The following is a 23,083-nucleotide window of genomic DNA, read 5'->3' as shown; positions in this document are numbered from 1 at the left end:
GTTCTGATGGGCTGTCAGGTGCTCGTTTCTGCAGGTGACGGTGTGTCGAGTACCCCTTTAAGGGGTTTCTTCTTTACCGCCTCTTGGTGAAGTCGTGCTCGATATGGCCCGGTTTGAGGCTCAGTAGGAACGGGGTCCGTAGGGGCTCCAGTGGCCGAGGAAGGGCTTGAGGTCGCCGCCGGCGGGCTTGGGTGGGCAGGGCATTTTCGGCGCTGCGGCGGACTCGGTGAGGTGTTGGAGCCGGGCGTCCGCGAAGGCGAGCCACGCCTCGATCTCTGTCCTTTCCTGTCCGGGTGGCAGCGACGTGGCGTGGTCGCGTACTGCGGTGACGTATCCGGTCAGGCGCTTGGTCTGGTGCCAGGCGTCTGCTTGTTCTTCGAGGTGCTTGACGCGATAGGTGTGGGTGTATGCGGTGCACGCTGCTTCTATGGCGGTTTCCCAGCGCCTCTGCTGGGCTTCCCTGGCCTGCTGGTCTGCAAGGTGTTGCTGTTCTGCGGCTTTGCCGCGGAGGCCGACTTCTTGTGCGATTTCGGCGAGTTGGTCTTCCAGTGGTCGGTCGGGGACATCGGCCCGTTCGCTGGCGCGGTGCGGGCTGCCGCCGCGGAGGATGAAGCGCAAGCGGTTTGAGGGGGTGTAGTCGAAGCGGGCGATGCGCATCCATGTGTGCTTCTTGGCGTCGGCGAGTTCCTTGTCGGTGGGGATGTGGTCGCTGCGGTCCTGTTCTTGAAGGACGAGGAATCCGACGCTTTCGCCTTGGGCGGTGATGGTGAAGTGCAGTGGTGCGCTGCGGCGACGGTGGGGTGGGGGAGCGCCTTGCGTGGTTCCGAGTGCTGCCTTATGGCCTTGTGATTCGGTGGCGATGATGGGGGCCTGGATGATGCGTAGGGCTCGGCCTTGGATGGATTTGGTGAGCCCCATGGGCTGCGGCCGTTGTTAGAGGGCGGCCACGAGGGGGGTGGGGTTTGGTGAGTCTGGCCGGAATCTCGGTCAGCCGGGGCTCTGCCGGGCAGCACACTGTAGGCGTGTTCCTGCAGTGCCGGCTTCAGCGGCGGATGCTTCTGGGCTATTCCGGTGTCCAGGACGCACGCCGTGGGCGTGTGCGGACGGCCTCGGTCAGCTCCCCCGGGTCCACAGCGAGCTCGCCGCGACGCGGGGAGGCGGAATGGACGGGTCCCCACGCGGTGATCGCTGCTGGTGGGTCTGGCTCGGTACCCGGTCGGCCCCAGGATGTGGGGCCGACCGCGGGGTGCTGGGGATACCCGCGCACCTGTCACCTGGTCGGAGTCCGCGCCGTAGGGGTTGGCCGGTGCGGGCCTCCTGCCGGGGATCACCCGGACGCCATGACGATGGCAGGGCGACGGTCCCCAGGCGATAGGCCGGGCATCATCACGCACATGTCGAGCGTGTTTCACTCGACCTGCAAGGAGCAGGGGAGCTTTCGGCGCGCGACTCGTGCGTGGCGCGCATGATTTGGGGAGTTGGCCGTGGACGCGATCGACCGTCACATACTGAACATCCTCCGCAAGGACGGGCGAGCGCCCGTGTCTGAGATCGCGCGTGCTGTGGGACTCTCGGCGGCTCCATGCGCCCGCCGCATCGAGCGCATGGAGAGGGAGGGCGTGATTCGCGGCTACACGGCGGTCATCGAGGACAGCCGGGTGGGCATGCTTCAGGCGTTCATCGAGATCCGCCTGCTCGGCGCGACCGACAGCGACGAGATCCAGGGCATCGCCGAAAGCATCCCGGAGATCGAGGAGAGCCACAGCATCGCTGGCACCTCCGACGCCCTGCTCAGGCTCCGGGTCCGGGACGTGAAGCATCTTCAGCAGGTGATCAACGCCGTACGCCGGACCGGCATGGTGGAAGGCACCAAGACTTTCATCATCATGAACACCTGGACCCGTGCGACCGAACAGGCCGGTACCCCGTAATCCCGAAACGACGTCGTGCTGTGGCCGGAGGTCGTCCGCCTACCGACCGCGGACTCTATCGGTGGTGCGGGCCCGACGTCGTCGCCCGGTACATGACTGAACCCGGTGGATGCCGGGCTGTCGGGCGGGTTACTCACGTGCTGGTCTGACGGTGTACGCGAGTTGGAAGCGTGAGTGCAGGCCGAGTTTGCGGTAGACGCGGGTGAGGGTCGCTTCGACCGTCTTGATGCTGACGGTGAGGGTGGTGGCGATGTCGCGGTTGCTCGCTCCGGCGGCGGCGAGTTCGGCGCAGCGCTGCTCGGCGGAGGTGAGGCGGGGGTGGGCGTCTCCACCCGTGGGGACGGCTTCCAGCCGGCGGAGGGTGTGCGCGGCGGTTTCGGCCCACGGGCGTGCCTGGTGGGCGGTGAAGAGGTCGGCGGCGCTTTGCGCGGCGGCGCGGGCGCTGGCGCGGCGGCGTCCGCGTCGTTCGGTGTGGCTGAGCGCCAGGAGGGTCCTGCCGCGTTCGAGGGGGAGGTGGTGGAGGCGGTCGGCTGCGTCGGTGAGGCGCCGGGCTGCGGTGTCGTAGTGGCCGCGGGCGGCGTCCAGGAGTGCCTGGGTGCGTTCGAGCGGGGGGAGGACCGCGTCCCTGCCGAGATCGGTCGCGGTGCGGCGGGTGTCGTCCAGCAGGCTCTGTGCCTGGTCGAGGCGGCCGAGGGCGACGAAGGTCTCGGCGAGTTCGGGCTGCCAGCGCAGGACCGACGGGTCGCCGACCTGCTGGAGCTCTTCCAGTGAGCGGACCTCTTCCAGGACCTCCAGGGCTTCCTTGGGGCGGCCGGTGGCCAGGAGGAGGTGACCGAGGGCGAAGAGGTTGCGGGAGAGGAAGACCTTGTTGTCCTCCTGCCGGGCGGTGTCGACTCCGCGGCGTGCGTGGACGAGGGCGAGGTCAGTGCGCCGGGCGGTGCCCGCGACGAGGGCGGAGGTGTAGCAGGCCGGTGCGGCCGACAGCGCGGTCCCGTCGGTCAGCGCCTGGGCACGGTCGGCGTGGTGGAGCGCTCTGGCGCAGCGCCCGGCGCGGAGTTCGGCCTCGGCGAGGCTGCGGAGGATGTCCACGGTCGCCTCGGCGTCACCCGCCCGCTCGGCTTCGACGAGCAGCGGGAGCAGCACGGCGCGGGCCTCATCCGGGCGGTCGTCGAAGAGGGCGTGCCGGGCGGCGAGGTGCTGGGGTGTGCCGTTGACCGGGATGGCGGCGGCCCGTGGCAGAGACAGGGCGCGGCCGAGCGTGGTCTCGGCGTCGGCATGGCCGAGGACGCGCTGAAGACGGGCCCGCATCGTGAGGGCCATGACGGTGGCGGTGGTGTCGCCGGCGGTCTCGGCGAGGACGGTGGCCTGGCCGGCCAGGGCACACGCCCGGTGGGGGTCGCCCTCGTTGACATTGGCCCAGATGGACTGGCGGATGAGGATCTGCGCGGTGAGGCCGGGGCGCCCGGCCGCCGTGTGGAGTGCGTCGGCGAACAGTTCATCCGCGCCGTGCAGGTGCCGGCCGCTCGCGTCGATCAGGGCGATGAGGGTGTCGACGCGCTGTTCGGGGGTGGTGTCGTGGCCCAGGACGAGGCGGGCGGCGGCCCGGCCGCGGGGGAGGTCGCCGTAGTGAGCGGCGTCGCGTACGGCGGTCAGGGCCCGTTCGGTGAGCAGTCCGCTGTCGTCGTGCGAGGTGCGCTGGGCAGCGAGGAAGGAGAGTTCCGCGGCGAGCGCGTGGTCACCGCGCTGCCGGGCGCGTACGGCAGCGCGGGCGGCGCGCTGGGCCGACCGCGGGTCGGTGTCGTCGGCCGCCAGTACGGTGTGCCGGTCGCGGCGGACGCTGTCGTTGCTGGCCTCGGCCAGGCGGGCGTGCAGAAGCCTGCGCGCGTCGCCCGGGAGCCGCGTCGTGAGTTCCGTGCCGATCGCGGAGGCGGTGAACTGCACGCTCCTGTCCGCCCGTCCGATGTCGAGCAGTCCCGCTGCCTCGGCCTGGGCGAGGAGGGCCTCGGCTGCCGGGCCGGCGAGGCGGGCGAGCAGTTCGAGGTCGGGCCGGTCGTCCAGCGCGGCGAACGTCAGCAGTTCCTGCACCTGCGCCGGTACTTCTCCCAGCCACTCGCCCACCAGTCGGCGGGCCGCCGGCGGCAGGGTTGGCTCGCCCTCGCCCTCCCGGTCCGCGAGAGGGCGCGAGGCGTCGGCCAGCGCCAGGGCCAGGGCCGGGTTCCCACCGCTGTGGGCGTGTACGCGCGTGACCTCGCGGGGGGCGAGCCGGAACGGGGACAGCAGGGCCGCGACCTGAGGTGCCGTCAGAGGCGGGATGGGCACGGCGCACGTGTCCTCACCGCACCAGTGACCCGCGACTCCCGGGCGCCAGATGCGCTCGGCCGCGATGACGGGAAGGTCCGGGGCCAGGCGCAGCGCCCAGCCCAGGACGGCCGCACTGGCGTGGTCCAGCCACTGGGCGTTGTCCACCACCAGCGTCATGGGCGGTGCCTCCCGCAGCAGCGCGGCGGTCAGGCGGCGCAGCCGCAGTGCCCGACCGGCATCGTCCGGGGAACCGGACCGGCCGGCGGTCTCGTCGAGTGCCGCCGTCAGCTCCCGCGCGGCGGGCAGGGCCGGGAGCGCCAGCGCGAGTTCGAGCAGCCCGGCACAGGCGACCCGGGCGTCCTGGGGGCCCGGGGCCAGCCGCAGGACCGGCAGGCCCGACTGCCGTCCCAGGACACCGGCCGCGGTGGTCTTGCCGCTTCCGGGCGGCCCGAACAGGACGACGCGGCGGGTGCCGTGTGCGCTGTCCGGCACCACCGGCAGCACGGTGCCGGCCTGGTGGGAGGCGTTCGTCCACATCGCAGAGTCTGGCATCGGGCCATGGTGCGCCCGCCGGGGCTCCCCGTCCAGATCAAGGGGTTTCCCCGATGTCCGCAGCCCCCCTCGTCTCTAGCCTCAGGGCCACAGCCGGGCCAACTGCCACCGAACACCCCCCGCACCCCAGGTGACGTTCTGCGGCATTTCCCCGACGAGGCCCGGCGGAAGGATTGTCATGTACCGCAAGAACGCCCTGGCTGCCGGTGTCGCGGCAGCCCTCGCACTGGGCTCCGTGAACATGGTGGCCACCCAGTCCACCGCCGTCCCCCAGTCCACCGCGGCCGCCAGCACCTCCGCCGCCCAGCCCGGCGCCGGCTTCCGGGCGATGACGGCCGACACGCGCAGCGAGGCGATACGCACGGCCGGCCGGAACGCCGCCGCGACCGCCCGCGAACTCGGCCTCGGCCCCGACGAGCGCCTGGTGGCCAAGGACGTGCTGATCGACACCGACGGCGCCCGGCACGTGCGCTACGACCGCACTTACAGCGGCCTGGACGTGATCGGCGGCGACCTGGTCGTCCACCTGGCCAAGAACGGTGAGATCACCGGCTCGGACCTGGCGCACCAGGGCGCCATCGAGGTCGCCCGCACCACCCCGAAGCTGACGGCGGCCGACGCCTCGGCCAAGGCCGTGAGACACGCCAAGCACGTGAGGAAGGCGAAGGCCGACAGCAAGGACAGCACCCTGGTGGTGTACGCGGCGGGCAAGATCCCCGTCCTCGCCTACCGCTCGACCGTCACCGGCGCGGGCGATACCGGCCCGGCCTCGCGCGAGGCGGTGATCGTGGACGCCGCGAGCGGTGCGCTGCTGGACCAGTACGAACTGCACCAGACCGTCACGGGCACCGGAAACGGCGTCACCGTCGGCCAGGTCTCCATCGAGACCACCCAGACCGGCAGCGGCTACACCCTCACCGACGCCGCACACGGCGGCACGATCATCTACGACTCCTACAACAGCCCCCAGTCGAACCCGAGACAGAACGCCAGGGCCTTCTCCAAGACCTCCAACACCTGGGGCAACGGCACCGCGTCCAGCCGCGAGAGCGCCGCCGTGGACGCCTCCTACGGCCTGGCGAAGACCTGGGACTACTACAAGGACTCCTTCAACCGCTCCGGCATCCGCAACGACGGCCGCGGCGCCCCGGCGTATGTGCACATGGGCACCAACGTGCTGAACGCCTTCTACGACGACGACTGCTTCTGCATGTTCTTCGGCGACGGCTCCTCGCAGAACGGCAACACCCCGGTCACCGCGCTCGACGTGGCCGGCCACGAGATGAGCCACGGCGTCACCGCCGCCACCGCCAACCTCAACTACTCCGGCGAGTCCGGCGGCCTCAACGAGGCCACCAGCGACATCTTCGGCACCATGGTCGAGTTCTACGCCAACAACACCGGCGACCAGGGCGACTACTACATCGGCGAGAAGCTCAACATGTCCGGCGGCTACATGCGCCGCATGGACAACCCCTCCGCCGACGGGAACTCGCTCTCCTGCTGGACCTCGGGCGCGGGCTCGGTGGACGTCCACTACTCCTCAGGCATCGCCAACCACTTCTTCTACCTGGCCGCCGAAGGCACCGGCGCGAAAACCATCGGCGGACGCTCGCACAACGGAACCACCTGCAACAACGACACCTTCAGCGGCATCGGCAAGGACAAGGCCGCCGCCGTCTGGTACCGCGCGCTGTCCACCTACATGACCTCGACCACCAACTACGCCAGCGCCCGTACCGCCACCCTCCAGGCCGCCGCCGACCTGTACGGCACCAACTCCCAGGAGCGGTACCTCGTCTCCAAGGCCTGGGCGGCCGTCAGCGTCGGCACCGCCCTGCCCGACCCCGGCACCGGGACACCCACGCCCACGCCCGATCCGACCGATCCCCCCAGCGGAAACGCGCTGGCCAACGGCAGCTTCGAGCAGGGCACCAGCGGCTGGACCCAGAGCGACAACATCATCACCAACTCGTCCCTGCAACCGGCGCGCGACGGGTCCTGGTACGCCTGGATGATGGGCTACGGTGCCGACGCCGTCGAGTCCGTGTCCCAGTCGAACATCGCGGTGCCCGCCACCGGCGCCCCCAAGCTCACGTTCTGGCTGAAGGTCTCCACCCAGGAGTCCGGCTACGCCGCCTACGACACCCTCAAGGTCAAGATCAACGGCACCACGCTCGCCACTTACTCCAATGCCAACGCGAGCTCCGGATACGTCCAGAAGACCGTCGACCTGTCCGCCTACAAGGGCCAGTCGGTGAAGCTGGAGTTCGCCGGCACCGAAGACACCTACCTGGCGACCATCTTCCTCCTCGACAACATCGCCATCGGCTGACCGGCCCCCTCACCCCGCGCACTCCCGCGGCCGGAGCCCCTGTCGGGTGCTCCGGCCGCAGGTGCCACCGCAAGCACGGGGCGGCCCGGTTCCCGCTCAGCGGGTTGTCCAGTGTGGTCAACCACCATCTGCCTATCCGTCCCGTGCATGACAGCTTTGGTCGTGAATGCCCCTCCCCGGAAGGTCAAATTGCCTTGTAGGGGAGGAAATTGCGCTCACTTATCTCGGACCGCCCGTCAGCCACCGCTGAGGAGAGGCGATTTGGAGATTCCCGCCCACACCGCACGCGAGCAGCCCACGCTCGCCTCCCCGGCATGCGTGGAAACCGATGAGGAGAGTCCGTGTCAATCCTGCCGCGACGAACGTCGCGCAACTGGCGAGCCGCCCTCGCCGCCACGCTCACCACCGGCCTCGCCGCGCTGAGCCTTCCCCTCGCCACGACCGCCACCGCCGTCCCCGTCGGCGCTCCGTTCGCCGAATCCGCCACCGGTACCTATCTGGTCACCCTCGCCGACGAGCCGCTGGTCACCTACGACGGCGGGGTCGGCGACCTCCCTGCCACCAAGCCCGCCCACGGCGGCAAGTTCGACGTCGCATCGGCCGCCGCCAAGCGGTACCGAACGCACCTGACGGACCAGCAGGACCGCGTCGCCAAGAAGGTCGGCGCCAGTGTCCGGCAGCACTACGCCGTCACCACCAACACCTTCAGCGCCCGGCTCGACGCCCGTCAACTGGTGCGGCTCGCCCACACCGGCAGCGTCGTGAACATCGCCCCCGACCGCTTCCACCAGGCCACCGACGACCGGAACTCCACCGACTTCCTCGGCCTTTCCGGCCGCAAGGGGCTGTGGAAGCCCTCGGCGGGACCGCCGAAGCCGGCAAGGGCATCGTCGTCGGCGACATCGACACGGGCATCTGGCCCGAGAACCCCTCCTTCGACGCCCCGGCCCTGACCTCTCACAAGCCCGGCAAGAGGGACCCCCACCGTCCCTACCGCAGCGGCGCCACCACCCTCATGCACAAGGCGGACGGCGGCATCTTCAAGGGCACCTGCCAGACCGGCGACAGCTTCACCGCCGCCTGCAACGAGAAGGTCATCAGCGCCCGCTACTTCGGCGAGGGCTGGTTGGACGCCGTTCCGGAGTCCAACCGGGCCGGATACATCTCCCCGCGCGACAGCCAGGGCCACGGCACCCACACGGCATCCACCGCGGCCGGCAACGCCAACGTCCGCGCCACGGCCGGCGGCGAGGACCTCGGCACCGTCTCCGGCGTGGCACCGGCGGCCACCATCGCCGTGTACAAGGCCCTCTGGCAGAGCAAGGACGGCCAGGCGGACGGCGGTCTGACCAGCGACCTCGTCGCCGCCATCGACCAGGCCGTCGCCGACGGCGTGGACGTCATCAACTACTCGCTCGGCGCCACGTTCGAGAGCGCGTACAACGATCCGGCGCAGGTCGCGCTCCGCAACGCCGCCGCGGCCGGAGTCTTCGTCGCCACCGCCGCGGGCAACTCCGGCCCGGGAGCGTCCAGCCTCTCCAACACCGCGCCCTGGACCACCACGGTCGCCGCCGGCACCATCAAGTCACACACCGGCACGGTGACCCTCGGCAACGGCGCGCACTACACCGGCATCAGCACCACCGTGCACCGGCAGGTCGGCCCCGCCCCGCTCGTCCTGGGCTCCGCGGTCCGCGTCTCGGACACCGTGGACATCTACGCGGACTACTGCATGCCGGACTCCCTCGACCCCGCCCGCACGGCCGGGAAGATCGTCGTCTGCGAACGGGGCGTCAACGGGCGCGCCGACAAGTCCGTCGAGGTCGAGCGGGCCGGCGGCATCGGCCTTGTGCTGGTGAACTCCGGCGACGAAAGCACGGACGGCGACCTGCACAGCGTGCCTGCCGTCCACCTCGACAAAGCGGAAGCGGCGCCCGTGCGCACCTACGCCGCCACGAGCGCAGCCACCGCCACCCTCACCGAGGGAGGCGCCTCGGGCGTCTACCCGCAGGTGGCCGGCTTCTCCTCGCGCGGCCCCTCGCTCGTCGGCAACGGCGACCTGCTCAAGCCCGACATCACCGCCCCCGGCGCCACGATCCTCGCCGCCGTGTCCCCCGACGGTAACCACGGCCGTGACTTCGACTACTACTCCGGCACCTCCATGGCCACCCCGCACATCGCCGGGCTGGCGGCGCTCTACCTCACGGAGCACCCCACCTGGTCCCCGATGAGCATCAAGTCGGCCATGATGACCACCGCCACGCCGACGAAGACCGCGGACGGCAAGAACAGCGACGACGTCTTCGCGCAGGGCTCCGGCGAGGTGGACGCACGGGCCATGCTGCGCCCCGGACTCGTCTACGACTCGGGCGAGCGGGACTGGCTCGCGTACCTCGAAGGCTCCGGCGTGGACACCGCGACCGGCGTCAAGGCCATCGACCCGAGCGACCTCAACTACCCGTCCATAGCCATCGGTGACCTCTTCGGCAAGCAGACCATCACCCGCACCGTCACCGCGACCGCGGCCGGCACCTACCGCGCCCGGGCGAGCGTCCCCGGCGTCAAGGCCACGGTGAGCCCGTCCGTACTGCACTTCAGCCACCCCGGCCAGAAGCGCACCTTCACCGTCACCCTGGACGTGACCACCGCGACCGTGGGACGCGCCGCCACCGGATCCCTCACCTGGACCTCGGGCCGCACCACCGTCCGCAGCCCGATCGTCGTGACCCCGCAGATCGTCCGCGCCCCCAGCGAGATCAGGGGCTCCGGCTCCAGCGGCTCGACCGGATTCTCGGTCACCCCGGCCACCGGCACCCTGACGGCCACCGCCTACGGACCGGTCTCCTCGCCCGTCACCAAGGGCACCCTGACCCAGATGCAGGAGATCACCTACGACACCGAGATCCCGTCCGGCACCAAGGCATCGCAGATCACGGTCCACTTCGACGCGGCGGAGGACACGATCACGGGCCTCCTCTGGGGCGACAAGGTCGAAGGGGTCCTCCAGGACGTCCAAATCGCCGTCCCCGACAGTGACGGAACGATCACCCTCACCGTGCCGCATCCCACGGCCGACGCCCTCTTCGTGTCCTTGGTCGCCATGGGGACGGACAGCGAGACCGTCACTCCCTACACCTATCAGGTGAACCACATCACCGCGGACAGCCCCGCCACCGGCAAGGTCACCGTCACGCCCGAGCGGGCCCACGTCACCCCCGGCAAGCCGACCGACCTGACCGCCACGTGGTCCGGCGTCCCGGCGGACACCCGGTCCGGCGCCTGGATCGAGTACGGCAACGGGGCGGGCAGTTTCCTGACCCTCAACTGAATCCCGGCACCCGACGGCGGGGGCGGCATACACACACGTGCCGCCCCCGCACACGCGCTCCTGACCCACGACGGCGGAGCACTGCCACGGGTCGCCGATCGCTTCGAACTGTTCCGTGTCCTGCTGGCCGGCGGCTCAGCGGACGCCCCGAGTGCCGTCGAACGGCTGGGCCGCCTCTGGTACGACCTGGCAGGAACGCCCTTACCCCGCCAGATCCCCGCTTTCGGTACCGAGCGTCTTCTCTATGGCAGTGATTACTGCTGGACACCCGTCGACATGGCCCTCGCCCAGGTCCACTCTGTCGACTCGGCCGCGCAGCCCTCCGCTATCGATACCTGGCGGGAACTCACCAAGCGCAACGCCCAGCGCCTGTTCACCACGACCGCAGAACGACTGCCTGACAGGCGAAAGAGCAGACGAGCGGGAGTCCTGGGACGTGCGTCAAACTCGCGCACGCAATGCCCAAAGCGCACACTCTGCACGCAGAAGCTTTGCCCGAAATCTCCTGTCCAGGCCGCTGGCCAGCGGTTCCTTTCACACATTTCTGTTCCACATGTTTCGCGATGACGCATCATGTGGAGTGCGTGGCGATCCTTGAGCCTGCTGCGAGAGGGCTCTGACCTGCAGTTCTCCCAGGGATCTCAGGCATGGCGGGATGCGCTCGACAGGTTTCCCACCGGACACGGCGTGGAGCGCACGGCCGTTCAGGCACACTGCTCTGACCTGCGGTTCCACCCAAGAGCGCAGAGGCAAGCAGTGTGCGGTGGTCTTCGTCGGGAATGGTGCACGACGGGCTCGACATTCATCTGACGCCTGTTCTTATGGTGCGTCAGGTGAGCTTGAACCCACGGCGCAGTACGGGTCGTCGCGTCATTGTGGAGGAGAGGTTTCTTGGCCGCCGCGAGCCATCTGGCCGCCCGGGTGGCCAGGTCGGTGTAGCCGTCCTGGCCTCGTTGGTGCGGTCAGGGCGCTGAGATACATCCGCTTTCGGACTGCGGATCGCCTGGGTCTCCTCCGGGTTGCGCTGTTGAGGCCCTGGCGATGTCCTCAAAGGACTGCGGTCACCGGCCGGTCGGACCTTCAGGAGGGGTCTCGCGAAGGCTCGGTCCTGCGATGCTGTCCACGTTCGTGCCGTCTTGCGGCTGTGGAGCGCCCGTCCCTCGACCGTCCAGCCGGATCAGACGCCGGCCGGCGTCGCCGCCAGCGACTGGAACCAAGCGCCGTGGGAAAACGGTTCCGGCGGGCCCACCTCCATGCCGAGTTCGACGACACCCTTGGCGTATCGGCCGGCGACTGCAGCCGGGTGAGGACCCGGTGCCAGGTGCCCTCCCGCTGCCATCGGCGGAACAGGTCGTAGACCCGGCCCCACGGCCCGTACTCGGCGGGCACATCCCGCCACGGCACACCAGTACGGACCCGGAACCGTATGCCGTCGATCAGCCGCCGGCGGCACCAGACGGGCGGCCTCTCCGCCTTCAGGCCCTTCGGCAGCAATGGCTCCAACGCCGCCCACTGTTCATCCGTGAGATCACCCCGGCCCATGAACCGTGATCATTCACGGCTCGAGATCGACCGCCCGGGCCGCTGGCAGGAAGGTCGCAGCCGACGGCGTTGCGGTGCGGACCGTCTGCTGCCGCATCTGGACACGGAGGGCGAGGCGGCGCTGGAGCGGGACGCGGAGACGAAGACCTGAGGTCGTCGCGCGCGGTTCCGCAGCTGCCGGAACCGACTCTCGGAGTCCGACTCAAATGCCACATAAAATCTCACTCAGTATCAAATCTATGCATATCATACAAAGCGAGGGTGGCGACAATTCGACGCTGTCGCGCGCCATGCCTCTCAGTGCCGCATCCGCGCACTTCCGACCCCCCGCTTGAAGGAGTTGGCATGGCCGCAGAGAGCATCGACACGGCGAGCACCGGTGCAGAGACCACCGAGATGGCCACCAAGAACGGCACGGTCGTCTTCCACGACAAGGACCGACAAGCAGCGCGGCATGCGCTCAAGGACCCCGTCGCAGTCACCCCCACCGCTGCGGAACCCTTGCCCGAGATCGGAGCTGCCGGGTGGACCGCGTTGGCAACGGGCATGCTCAACCTTGTCGGCTCGGCCCAGGCCGGGGTGTCCGTCGCCCAAACGGTACTGGCCAACATGAGCGCGAAGACGGGGCAGGTGGAGATCACCATCACCAACAACGCGTCGCTGCCGGTGACACTCTTCAACTACCGCCCCACCAAGCTCGATGTCAGCAACGTGCCCAATCTGCTCTCCACCGGGGAGAGTGATGTGTTCACGCTGACCCGGCAGAGCCTCATCGACGACAGTTCGTCCGTCGAGCTCGATTTCATGATCGGTGACGGGGTGAACTGTGCCCCGTTCAGGCTGTGGTTCGCCTACACCAACGAGGGAGACCCGGGACGGTGGAAGCTTTCCGCCCTGGTGGACGGCAGCGGGAAGCACAATTACCCCAAGGCCTTGCAGATGTTCGGTTTCACGTACACGGGCAACACGGGCTTCCCGAGTTTCTCCGTGTACACCGCGCCGATCGAGACCGGCAGCGGCATGCTGTCGGTCATCATCTACGACAAGGCCTCCTCCTGACCGGTCCCTTGTGCGGCTGGGCGTCCAACGACGCGCAGCCGAACGGCGGACCCGGCACGCCCATCCTGGCTGCCCGCCGAGGCGATGGAGCAAGTCGTCGGTTGAGCAGGGCAGATGCCGGAGCGTCAGTCCATGCGGTCCCGGGGCACGTACGGGTCCAGCTCGCGCAGTACGCGCTCCGGGTCTGGGGCGTGGACGGCGAGGCGGGCGGAACGGGCCGTACAGCGGAGCGCCATACAGAGGACCGGCCGGCCGATCCGGACCGCGGCGAAGTCCTCGCCGTCCGGGAGGACGCGGGTGCCGACGGCGACGCGGTCGGGGATCCACAGGTCGCGGCCGCGCAGGCCCCTCAGCCTTCAGCTCGACCGGTCCGACATATCGATAACTCCCCCCTCACCTCGGCCAACCCAAAACACTCCCGACACACGCCTGAGAACTCTCTTTGATCGGGGCTGCTCGGCCCGCGGGCTCTGTCCCTCGTGCGAGCTACGCGGAAGTGTCCACCGCGTGGTGACGATTCGAGGGCGTCGGATCCATAGCGTTGCGCACAGCCGCGGCGCTCCGGCTGCGGATTCGGCGCAGGAGTTTTGGTGGGACTGGTATGGCAGCTTGTGGCCGTCACGGCCATCGCCCTCATCGGCGGTCGGGGGATCGCCGCGGTGCATGAGGACAACCCTTGGCTCACGCTCGTCCCCGGCGTCCTGACGGCTGTGCTCGCGGTGTTCGGTTACGGGTGGGTGGTACGCCGGACCGAGCGCCGCCCGGCCGCGGACGTGGCCGGGCGGGGGGCCGGGGCCGCGCTCGGCGTGGGCACGCTGATCGGCTTGGCGGTGTTCGGGCTTGTCATCCTGCCACTGGCCACCAACGGGTACTACGGGATCAACGGCCGGGGCTCGACGACCGGAGCGGTAGGGCTCGTCGGTTTCATGGCCGCGGCCGTGGCGAAGACGACCAGGACTTCTGCGTTCACGTTGTGGCGTCCTCAGGCGGTGGGGGAGTGGCAGTTCTGGCGTTCGGTACCGAAGTGAGGCGGATCCACCCGCTGTCTGCGCCCACGGCCACGGCTCATGCCCTTCGTCCCGTGGTCATCCTCGGACCGGTGGTCGTCCGGCTGGTCGGAGCGGCTTGTCAGAGAGCGTTCGGCGAACGGCGTCCCGGTGTCCCAACGTCCCGTTCCACGCCCACGACGTCTGTGCTGGTCAGGGCATGTTTCAACGTTCCGGCGTCCCGTAGTGGTCGTGATCTGTGGCGGGCGGGACGGATCACCGAACAAGCTGCGGTCGTCCCAGCAACCCGCTGGACGAACCACTTCCGCACCCTTCAGCACCATGGAGATCCAGATGCGTTCGCGCCTTGTCGCCCGTTCCGCCCGCCTCGCCCTCGCCACGGTCGCCGCGCTGGCCCTCACCGGCGCCGCGACGGCCGCCGCCACGGCCGACAGCCGCAGCACCGCCGCGCCGGCCTGCGTAACCGACGACCTGACCTTCACGGTCACCGAGGAGACGCAGGCGGGCGGCTACCTCTTCCTCACCGCCAAGGCCAAGCCCGGTATCTCCTGCACCCTGGAGGGCGTCTCCCCCTCCGCGTCCTTCGGCCCCTCCTCCGACAGTGCCGTGTCGCCCGCCGAGCACGCTGTCAGCGAGAGCATCACCCTCGAACGCTCCACCACCGCCTACGCCGGCATCAACCCCAAGATCACCAACGACGACCTCGGCTGGGAATCCGACCAGCTCCACCTCTCCGTCGCCGGCGACGAAGTCAACTCCATCACCCTCGACCTCCCCGTCACCGTCCTGGTCGACCAGCCCATCGCCACCAACTGGCACGCCGACCCCGCCGACGCCGTCCCCGTCTCCATCTGACGCACTTCTCCGTCTGACCAGCTGACCTTCTTCACCTGCTGACCCGCTTCTCCGGTCGGCCTCCGCCCGGCGGCGCCTGCGCACAGAGAAGCCGTTGAGGGCTCCCGCCCCACCGACCCCCACCGGTGGTCTGTCGGGAGTCGGCGTATGGACGCCTACCGCTCGATGCGTCAGCCGTGCACCGGCCTCCCTTCACCTCACGCGCGCACCACTCCCGGTCCTCGTCGGAGCCCTTCGGCCCGCCCTTGCCGTCTCAGGACGGAGGGCGATCATCCTTCGGTGTGGGTTCTCCGATCTCTTCGAGGCTCGGTTCGGTGTCGATGTCGTCGGCGGAGGTGATGGCGGGTGAGGAACGTTTGCACCGGCTGGCGGCGGGGTGTGAGAACGGGCGAGGAGAGAGCCTCCCGTACGAGGCGGCGGTGAACGCCGAAATAGATCGTGAAGGATAGACGTGAACAAGTGGTTGGGTGAGTTCAAGAGACGCCGGCAAACACCGCCGTCCCATTGAGCGCACGGCGGATCGCCCCGCCGTGACGCCCCTCCCTCTGCTGCCGTTCCGCGAGTGCCATCCAGGGCGGGCACTAGCTCCAATAACGTGTCGCCGACCGTTGCTTGACACAGAGGGTAATTTTTCCGGCCCGGTTCAAATGTGACGAACCTGGCGCCTGTTACTCCTCGTTTCCCCGACCCACGCAAGGGAAAACTACGTGACCATTACGTGGCTAGACCAATCCTCTCAGAAACTCGTTGTGGAAGAGTATGTCGCTGGACACGACAGCGGCTCCTGGACATACCAATTATCGGATCAGTGGTTCGGGATTGTCACGCCAATACGAGGTGTGTGTCAAATTGAACGTCGAGACGGACACGGTTGGCGACGAACCACGCTCACGCCTGGAGAGGTCTGCCGGGTCGCACCCAACAACCTGATCCGGCTCAGCAGGACACCACCCAGACGTCTCCCATTCGAAGTCGTTTGTGTCCAGCTTTCCGTAGAGTTCCTTCAACGAGTGCTGGAAACACACACCACCGCTCCTGTCCGTGATGTTTCGGAATTACAGACACTGCGCGCCTTCGATCCACATGTTGCATCCATGGCGCAAACTCTACTTCACGCCCGAAAGACAGGTGCAGGAGAGCGGTATTCTCTGAGTGCAGCCCACTACCTGGCCGAATACCTGCTCCATCCATTCCGTTCCGCATCGCCGGGCACGGGCGGTTTCAGCCCGGAACAACTGCTCACACTGCGGGCCTACATGGAGATGCACTTGTCCGAGAACATCACACTCGACCAGTTGGCCAGAGAAGCACGTCTCAGCCGGTACCACTTCCTGCGCCGATTCTCTGTCACCACGGGAAAGACGCCCATGCGGTACTTGACCGGGTTACGCATCGACGCTGCCCGCCATTTGCTCACAGCGGGCAGCGACCCCATATCCCAGATCGGCAGGCTCTGTGGCTTCCCGAATCCGGAGAACTTCGCGCGGGTGTTCAGGAAGCACATGGGCTGCTCGCCCTCGGAGTACCGGCAGCGAGGGCAGTGTCCGCCCTCTCCTTGAACGCCGACACGTGACGACGGGCCATGGCCCCAGCGAACACGGTGGTGGAGACCACCGGCCACCAGCAGTCACCGATCGTGTGGGACGGCATCGGGCCCACCGAAGGTTCGGTAGGGCACCAGACCCTTCCGGCCGTCCCGGGGGCTGTACTGCGGGACGCGGAGCCGGGGACGGGGGATGGCCCCGGCTCCGCGTCCCGGGCGGCACGTCAATGGTTGACGCGGCCGCCGTCCATGGGGCGCCCCGCCGTCATCAGGTACCTCAGGTCCCGGGCGTACTTGGTGACGAGGTCGCGCGTGAGGCTCGGGATGTCCCCGTGCCCGGCGATGGCGCCGGCCCGGACGGCCGCGCGGAACCGGTCGGAGGGGATGACGGATCCGGGTACCGGGTCCTCGGGCTCCTTGAAGCCGTGCCGGATGGGAAGCGCCGCGTACTGCCGTTGTGCCTCGGGCAGGGCGCGCATCGCCGCCTCGAACCGCAGGTACCACTCGGCGTAGTCGTCCACCCGCTCGATGGCGTGGCCGTCCTGCGCGAGCCAGTCGACGATGGCGTCGAGGGAGACGCCGTCGTCGTTGGGGTTCACGAGGCTGAACGTCCGGTATCCGGACGGGACTTCAGAGGTGCCGCGGCCCCCCAGCGCCACCACGGCGGCGGCCGTGAAGTCGACCGGCAGGCCGTCGTAGTGGGCGCGTTCGCCGTCCGCACGGTAGAAGCTGCGCGGCGCGACCCCGGTGGCGAGCACACTGAACAGGAGGCGGCTGAACACATCGGTGACGTTGAACTGTCCGCCGTACCGGCTGTGCGCGAGGATCATGCTGGACCGGAAGGTCGTGACCGGCAGTCCGCACAGGTCGTGCGCCTCCCGCAGCAGCACTTCGCCGGCCCATTTACTGGTCGCGTACCCGTTGGCGTAGCCACCGTCGACGTTCAGGACCGGTATGGCGACGCGGACGTCGGTGTCCTCGTCGAGAGCCGGACGGCAGGAGTCGGCGACGCCGACGCTGGAGATGTAGGTGATCGGCTTCGTCCGGCGGGTGAGGGCCAGCCGGACGAGTTCGGCGGTGCCGACGACGTTGGCGTCGAAGAGGTGCGGGTACGGCAGGAGGTGGTTCACCACCGCACCGGCGTGGACGATCAGGTCGACCTCGTCGGCCAGCCGGTCCCAGGCCGCCTCGTCCAGGCCGAGCCGCGGTTCCGCCATGTCACCGGCCACGACCTCGAGATGGACCGCGGCCAGTTCCTCGTACGTCCGCACCAGCTCCGGGTCGCCGCTGTCGAAGGCCGCGTCCAGCCGCTGCCGGGCCGCGGTGGCGTCCTTGCCGCGCACCAGGGCGATCAGCCGGCCGCCGGTGGGCGCCAGGGTGCGCAGCCATTCCAGGGCGAGGAAGCGGCCGAGGTAGCCGTTCGCGCCGGTCAGCAGCACGGTGCGCGGCTCCCGCTCGGCGCGGGGCAGCGCGGGGGCGTCGGCGAGGAGGTCTGCGTCGAGGAACTTGTCAAGGGTGAGGTCCTGCGCGTGGACCTCGGTCACCCCCTCGCCGTGCACCGAGGCGAAGGCGGGCCGTCGCACGGCCGTAACAGAAGCGCGCCCGGCGCCCTCGCCGCCTTCCTTGAACTCCACGATGCGGATCGTCATCTCCTTGAGCGTGACCGGTTCCAGGAACAGCTGGATCGGTACGTCGATGTCCAGCTCGTCGCGGAGCCGACCGGCCAGATGCACGGACGTCAGCGAGTCGCCGCCCGCCTCGAGGTACGTCTTCTCCAGGCCGGCGGCTCCGTCGAGATCCAGCGCCTCGAACACCAACTCGGCGACCCTGTCCTCCAGTTCGCTCCCCAGTCCTGGCGCCGCGCCTTCGGCCGGCGCCTGAGCGGCCGGGCCGCGCGGCGTCAGCGCGCCGTAGCTCTCGCCGGCGAACGGGTACGACGGGAGCCGTACCCGGCGCACCTCGCCGTCGAGCGTCGGCCAGGTCACCTCCTCGCCGCGCAGCCACGCCTCCCCCGACGGTTCCCGCACCGGATCCGGGTGGCCCTCGGCCAGTGCCATGAGCTTGTCCGACGCGTCCTGCACGCCGGCGGCGACCACGTAGGCACGCACGGGCATCCCGACCCGGCCGGTGCGCAGGGTGTGCGCGACATCGGTGAGGGCGGGGGCGTCGGCCTCGTGCAGACGTGCTGCCAACCGCGATGCCACGACGGCGAGTTGATGCTCGGTGCGGGCCGACAGCGGCAGGACCGTCGGGCGGGCGTCGGCCTTCGCGCGCGGCTCGCGTGCCGGTGCCTCCTGCACCACCACGTGCACGTTCGTGCCGCCCATGCCGACCGACGTCACGCCGGCCAGCCGGGGCAGGTCCGGCCTGCGCGGCCAGTGACAGGTCTCGGTCACCAGCCGCAGCGGCGAGTCCCGCAGGGCGGCGACCGGGCTCGTGACATTCACCGTCGGGGCCAGGGTGGCGTGCTCCAGCATCAGGACCGTCTTGATCAGCGCCGCCACACCGGCCGCCGTGTCGGCGTGCCCGATGTTCGACTTCACCGAACCGAGCGCGATGCCTGCGCCACCGTCGAGGCCGGCTCGGGCGGTGAACGCCGCGCTCGCCGCCGCCAGCTCGATCCGGTCGCCCAGCTCGGTCCCGGTCCCGTGCGCCTCCACGTACTGCGCCACCGACGGCTCCAGCCCCGCCGCTTTCCACGCCTCGGCGATCGCGGCCGTCTGCCGGTCCACGCCCGGAGCGGTGAAGCCGACCCTGCCGGCCCCGTCGTTGGTGACGGCCGTGCCCCGGATCACCGCGCGCACCGGGTCGCCGTCGGCGAGCGCGTCCTCCAGCCGCCGCAGCACCAGCACGCCCACCCCGCTGCCCGGCACCGTGCCGGCCGCCTTCTCGTCGAAGGGGCGGCAGCGGCCGTCGGGGGAGGAGGTCCCGCCCTGGTAGTAGACATAGCCCTCCTTGCGCACGGTGCCGATGGCGACGCCGCCCGCGAGCGCGGTGTCGCACTCGCCGAGCAGCAGGGCCTGGACGGCAAGATGGACCGCCGTCAGCGAGGTCGAGCAGGCCGTCTGGACCATCATGCTCGGCCCGTCCAGGCCGAGCCGGTAGGAGATCCAGGGCGCCAGGAACTCGCGGTCGGTGAGGATACGCATCTGGATCGCGCCGATCGACGCGGCGAGCGCCGGGTCCGTCTCGGCGGCCAGCGCGTGGTCCGTCGAGCTGCCGCCCATGTAGACGCCGGTGCGGGGCGGTGCGTTCAGCGGGGCGTACCCGGCGTCCTCCAGTGCCGACCAGGCGGTCTCCAGGAGCACCCGGTGCTGCGGGTCCAGGGCGGCCGCCTCGGTGCGGTTGAAGCCGAAGAGCCCGGCCTCGAAGCGGTCCGCGTCAGCGAGATGCCCCTGCACCGGGACGAACGCGGGATTGCGCAGCTCGGCCGGGTCCGCCCCGTCGGCGAGCAGTTCCTTCTCGGTGAACTCGGACAGCGAGCAGACGCCGTCGCGCAGGTTGGCCCAGTAGGCGTCGAGGTCGGGGGCGCCGGGGAAGCGTCCGCTCATCCCCACGACGGCCACCGCCTGCTCAAGGTCGTGCTGTGCGGCTTCCTCGGTCGTCATCGCGTCGTGCCCTTCCTGGAACGGAGCTTGTGCGGGGCGGCCCGGCGGTCGCCGCCGCGCCGGGCCGCCTCCTGCTCGGCCGTCCGGTCGAGACGGGCAGCCACGGCGGCCGCCGTCGGGTGCCGGAACAGGTCGGTCAGGGTGATGAGGTCCTGGTACTCCGGGTGTTTCCGGAGCGCCGCGAGGACGGCCGACAGCCGTATCGAATTGCCGCCCGAGTCGAAGAAGTTGTCGTGGACGCCGACCCGGTTCAGCGTCGGCTGCTGCTGCCACACCCGGGCCGCGCGCCGCTCGGCCGCGCTGTCCGGGGCGGTGTACGACCGGCTCGGCTCGGGGCGCGAGGAGGGGGGACAGGGCAGCGCAGTATCGTTCACCTTCCCCTTCGTCGTCATGGGCATGCGGTCGAGGACAACGATGGCCGACGGCATCAAGTGCGCGGGCACGGTTACCTCCCTATTCTCCCTGTTGACCTGCATGAGACGAGTCCTTCCGGCTGGTTGCCCTGACGTTGAGAACTCCACCGTCACCGTCGTTCCCCTGCCTCCAAACGCCGGCGCCGTGCTCGCAGCGCGCGAGAGCGCCTGGCCGATGCCGCTCGCCCGACCACAGCCGAATCATCGTCCGACGGCACGCCGTCACGGATCAGCGTTGCCTGCGCCGCCACCGTGGTGTGCGAGAACAGAGCCACAACCGAGAGCCGAACCCCCGTATGCCGCTCAAGGGCGTTCTGAAGCTCGAAGAGCTTGACCGAGTGGCCGCCCAGATCGAAGAAATTCACCTCGATCGGAACGCCATTCCGCTTCAGTACCTCGGCCCACGCGTCGGACACTCGTCCAGTCGTGTCGTTCGTGGAGGCGGCGGCTGCATCCTCTGTCTGGGAGCCCGGATAGGTTTCTGCCAGAGTGCTGAGGTGCTTTCGGTCGATTTTGCCGTTGGCGGTCACTGGAAACCGATCGAGCACGTGGATCCAGTTCGGAACCATGGCTTGCGGCAGCCTGCGGGCCACGTGCTCGCGGATTGGTTCTGGAGAAATATCAGGAGGCGACAGGACGAACCCGACAAGCTGGGTCCGCTCCGCGTTCGTCACCGCGACGGCGTCGCTGACCCCTGGTGCAGTGCGCAGATGAGCCTCGACTGCGCCGAGCTCTATCCGATGGCCACGGATCTTGACTTGTTGATCGCGGCGGCCGAGGAATTCCAACTCACCATCGTCGTTCCACAGGGCGAGGTCCCCCGTGCGGTACATCTTGGCGCCCTCGACATCGGTGAAAGGGTCGCCGATGAAAGCCTGGGCAGTCGCTTCAGGGCGGCCGAAGTATCCTCGCGCTACCCCTGTTCCGCCGATGAACAACTCTCCGCTCACACCGCGTGGGACCGGCTCCAGCTCCTCATTCAGCAGGTACAGGCGGACACCAGGCACCGGCCCGCCGATGGATATCGGTCCAGGGGCCTCGTAACGGCGGAAGCTAGCCCATACAGTGGCCTCGGTCGGGCCGTACTCATTGACCAGGGCGACGGTGCGGCCGAGCAAGGCGAAATGGCGTTCCATCAATCCCTCAGCCAGCGACTCGCCGGCCACGATCACCGTATCCAGCGCATCCAGCCGCCTGCCCTGCCGTTCCGCCGCGTCCAGCAGTGCGCTGTAGAGGAGCGGTACACAGAGCAGCCGGGTCACCTGCCGGCGTTCCACCAGGTGGGCCAGGCGCTCAGGATCGCGGATTTCATCAGATGCGGCTACGACTAAGCATCCCCCCGCGGTCAGGGTCCCCCACACCCCGGCAACCGAGGAATCGAAGGACAAGGGCGACACAAGCAAAAAGACTGGAGCGCCGGGATACACCCTGCGGCGTGCCCAAGTGGAAGCGGACAGCTGACGGTGCTCGACCAGGACGCCTTTGGGCTCGCCAGTGCTGCCCGAGGTGTAGATGAGGTATGCGGCGTCTTCGGGTGTCACCGCGACCGCCGCCGCCGTGGTCTCTTCTCCTTCTCGGGCGTCCTCCGCTCGAATGACCGGGCATGTGAGCGTGGGCAGTCGGGCAGACGTGCCGTCTGCGACGATCACGGCAGAGACGCCCGCGTCAGCGAACACATCAGCGATCCGCTGATCAGGGTGGGCCGGGTCTGCCGGGACGTACGCGGCACCGGCGTACAGGATTCCGAGCACGGCGGCAATCATCGCGTTCGAAGGTTCGACGAGCACACCGATTCGCTCGCCTCTGCCCGCACCTGCCGCACGGACAGACGCTGCGATGCGCCTGGCCCAAGCGTCGAGCTCGCCGTAGCTCAGCTCGGTGTCCCTGCTCCGAACGGCGACCCTCAGCGGATCACTGCCGGCTATCCGGGCCACGACCGCATGGACTGGGCTGAGCTCCTCGTGTGGAGCGTTCGACACAAAGTTCTGTTCTGGCAAGGTCATCAAAATTCCCACACTAATTCTCGGCTGATGCTGCTCGGTTCATGGCGTGCCAACAGGCCAAGGACGACCTCGGCCTGCCGCCCCGGCGTGCGAGTGGCCACCATCGCCCGGGCGGGGGCCTGAAAGCCGAGACGCTGGTCGAGCTGGAGGGTAAGGAATGTGATCAGCAGTGAATCTCCCCCAGCTCGAAGAAGTCGAAGTCGTCACGGAGATCGGTGTGTCCAAGCAGTTCAGTCACAACCCGGCTGGCGTTGCCAGCGGATCAGGTACTACGGGTATCAACTCACGAAAACAGACTGCATTCCTATGGGCAGGAGTGGCGGGCGAACATGAGCAGTACACGCTCATCGGACGGTCACTGAACTCCGCTCAGACAGGAGAGGATTCACTCTGGCATCCGTTCACCCCAGCGTCAATGCCGCAGGAAGGGCCGGCGAGGCGGCGCGCAATATGTGTCCAGGAGAGCGCAATAACTGTCAACCGTGCTTTGCCGGCGGCGCTTGACGCCAACTCGCGGGCGTTGCTAGCCTATCTCGATATTCTATCACCGGAGCAGTGCCTGACTCCCGTATATCGTTCATGATCCGGTGGGTCTTAAAGGGAGGA

At 69.0% G+C, this 23,083-nt stretch carries 15 protein-coding genes and 2 pseudogenes; 10 read left to right on the top strand and 7 right to left on the bottom strand.

Translation table 11 applies throughout. From position 1 onward, the window contains the following. Positions 1-120 precede the first annotated feature (120 nt). Positions 121-918 (bottom strand): hypothetical protein, encoded by a 798-nt coding sequence (locus CR470_RS40295; protein ID WP_257138400.1) that lies wholly within the window; start codon positions 916-918, stop codon positions 121-123. A gap of 566 nt (positions 919-1,484) precedes the next feature. Between CR470_RS40295 and CR470_RS03955 the strand changes: the two genes are divergently transcribed. Further along, a complete protein-coding gene (locus CR470_RS03955) occupies positions 1,485-1,931 on the top strand; it encodes an Lrp/AsnC family transcriptional regulator (protein WP_242442166.1) in 447 nt (148 codons plus the stop codon). A 129-nt stretch (positions 1,932-2,060) separates the two neighbouring features. Here the strand turns inward: CR470_RS03955 and CR470_RS03950 are convergent, their stop codons facing one another. After that, entirely contained in the window at positions 2,061-4,784 is a 2,724-nt protein-coding gene (locus CR470_RS03950) for a helix-turn-helix transcriptional regulator (RefSeq protein ID WP_097866183.1), read from the bottom strand. A gap of 178 nt (positions 4,785-4,962) precedes the next feature. Here CR470_RS03950 and CR470_RS03945 point away from each other — a divergent pair, with 178 nt between their 5' ends. From CR470_RS03945 to CR470_RS40290, 4 genes are all read left to right on the top strand, one after another. Beyond that, a complete protein-coding gene (locus CR470_RS03945; RefSeq protein ID WP_097866182.1) occupies positions 4,963-7,119 on the top strand; it encodes a M4 family metallopeptidase in 2,157 nt (718 codons plus the stop codon). Between the two features lie 341 nt (positions 7,120-7,460). Next, positions 7,461-8,072 (top strand): protease inhibitor I9 family protein, encoded by a 612-nt coding sequence (locus CR470_RS39355; protein WP_179892132.1) that lies wholly within the window; start codon positions 7,461-7,463, stop codon positions 8,070-8,072. After that, a complete protein-coding gene (locus CR470_RS03940; RefSeq protein WP_179892131.1) occupies positions 7,967-10,447 on the top strand; it encodes a S8 family serine peptidase in 2,481 nt (826 codons plus the stop codon). The genes CR470_RS39355 and CR470_RS03940 overlap by 106 nt, the downstream gene beginning before the upstream one ends. Next, a complete protein-coding gene (locus CR470_RS40290; RefSeq protein WP_306667783.1) occupies positions 10,448-11,014 on the top strand; it encodes an amidohydrolase family protein in 567 nt (188 codons plus the stop codon). It abuts the gene before it with no gap. 714 nt (positions 11,015-11,728) lie between these two features. On the opposite strand, the pseudogene CR470_RS41445 reads toward CR470_RS40290, so the two are convergent. After that, positions 11,729-11,989: pseudogene (locus CR470_RS41445) on the bottom strand (transposase); the annotation flags it as partial. On the opposite strand from CR470_RS41445, the gene CR470_RS39350 reads away from it, so the two are divergent. The 5 genes from CR470_RS39350 (at position 11,988) to CR470_RS03910 (ending at position 16,469) form a co-directional block, all read left to right on the top strand. Continuing rightward, a complete protein-coding gene (locus CR470_RS39350) occupies positions 11,988-12,140 on the top strand; it encodes a hypothetical protein (RefSeq protein ID WP_179892130.1) in 153 nt (50 codons plus the stop codon). The pseudogene CR470_RS41445 and the gene CR470_RS39350 sit on opposite strands and share 2 nt — an antisense overlap. A 194-nt stretch (positions 12,141-12,334) precedes the next feature. Beyond that, complete coding sequence (locus tag CR470_RS03925) at positions 12,335-13,048, top strand: hypothetical protein (RefSeq protein ID WP_097866180.1); 714 nt, start codon at positions 12,335-12,337, stop codon at positions 13,046-13,048. Positions 13,049-13,638: 590 nt separating this feature from the next. Continuing rightward, positions 13,639-14,076, top strand: coding sequence for a hypothetical protein (locus tag CR470_RS03920; RefSeq protein ID WP_097866179.1), 438 nt, complete (start codon positions 13,639-13,641; stop codon positions 14,074-14,076). Between the two features lie 312 nt (positions 14,077-14,388). Beyond that, positions 14,389-14,910, top strand: a complete 522-nt coding sequence (locus tag CR470_RS03915) for a DUF4232 domain-containing protein (protein ID WP_179892129.1) — start codon at positions 14,389-14,391, stop codon at positions 14,908-14,910. Positions 14,911-15,920: 1,010 nt separating this feature from the next. Next, positions 15,921-16,469 carry a helix-turn-helix domain-containing protein gene (locus CR470_RS03910; protein ID WP_143663764.1) on the top strand — a complete coding sequence of 183 codons (549 nt, stop codon included), beginning with the start codon at positions 15,921-15,923 and terminating at the stop codon, positions 16,467-16,469. A gap of 208 nt (positions 16,470-16,677) precedes the next feature. Here the strand turns inward: CR470_RS03910 and CR470_RS03905 are convergent, their stop codons facing one another. From CR470_RS03905 to CR470_RS41250, 4 genes and pseudogenes are all read right to left on the bottom strand, one after another. After that, entirely contained in the window at positions 16,678-20,061 is a 3,384-nt protein-coding gene (locus CR470_RS03905; RefSeq protein ID WP_097866176.1) for a thioester reductase domain-containing protein, read from the bottom strand. Then, a complete protein-coding gene (locus CR470_RS03900) occupies positions 20,058-20,504 on the bottom strand; it encodes a phosphopantetheine-binding protein (RefSeq protein ID WP_179892128.1) in 447 nt (148 codons plus the stop codon). Before CR470_RS03900 ends, CR470_RS03905 begins: the two co-directional genes overlap by 4 nt. An 80-nt stretch (positions 20,505-20,584) precedes the next feature. Beyond that, positions 20,585-22,477 (bottom strand): non-ribosomal peptide synthetase, encoded by a 1,893-nt coding sequence (locus tag CR470_RS03895; RefSeq protein WP_097866200.1) that lies wholly within the window; start codon positions 22,475-22,477, stop codon positions 20,585-20,587. Beyond that, positions 22,477-22,659, bottom strand: a pseudogene (locus CR470_RS41250) (hypothetical protein); the annotation flags it as partial. The pseudogene CR470_RS41250 and the gene CR470_RS03895, both read right to left, overlap by 1 nt. Positions 22,660-23,083: the final 424 nt, after the last annotated feature.

The sequence above is a fragment of the Streptomyces sp. rh34 genome, from assembly GCF_002551245.1.
Taxonomy (GTDB): domain Bacteria; phylum Actinomycetota; class Actinomycetes; order Streptomycetales; family Streptomycetaceae; genus Streptomyces.
This window is presented reverse-complemented; position numbering and strand designations above follow the sequence as displayed.

What these genes read in the sequence shown, in the direction of transcription:
- CR470_RS40295 (WP_257138400.1), bottom strand. Translation starts at nt 918, where the DNA reads ATGGGGCTCACCAAATCCATCCAAGGCCGAGCCCTACGCATCATCCAG.
- CR470_RS03950 (WP_097866183.1), bottom strand. Translation starts at nt 4,784, where the DNA reads ATGCCAGACTCTGCGATGTGGACGAACGCCTCCCACCAGGCCGGCACC.
- CR470_RS03945 (WP_097866182.1), top strand. Translation starts at nt 4,963, where the DNA reads ATGTACCGCAAGAACGCCCTGGCTGCCGGTGTCGCGGCAGCCCTCGCA.
- CR470_RS39350 (WP_179892130.1), top strand. Translation starts at nt 11,988, where the DNA reads ATGAACCGTGATCATTCACGGCTCGAGATCGACCGCCCGGGCCGCTGG.
- CR470_RS03925 (WP_097866180.1), top strand. Translation starts at nt 12,335, where the DNA reads ATGGCCGCAGAGAGCATCGACACGGCGAGCACCGGTGCAGAGACCACC.
- CR470_RS03915 (WP_179892129.1), top strand. Translation starts at nt 14,389, where the DNA reads ATGCGTTCGCGCCTTGTCGCCCGTTCCGCCCGCCTCGCCCTCGCCACG.
- CR470_RS03905 (WP_097866176.1), bottom strand. Translation starts at nt 20,061, where the DNA reads ATGACGACCGAGGAAGCCGCACAGCACGACCTTGAGCAGGCGGTGGCC.
- CR470_RS03895 (WP_097866200.1), bottom strand. Translation starts at nt 22,477, where the DNA reads ATGACCTTGCCAGAACAGAACTTTGTGTCGAACGCTCCACACGAGGAG.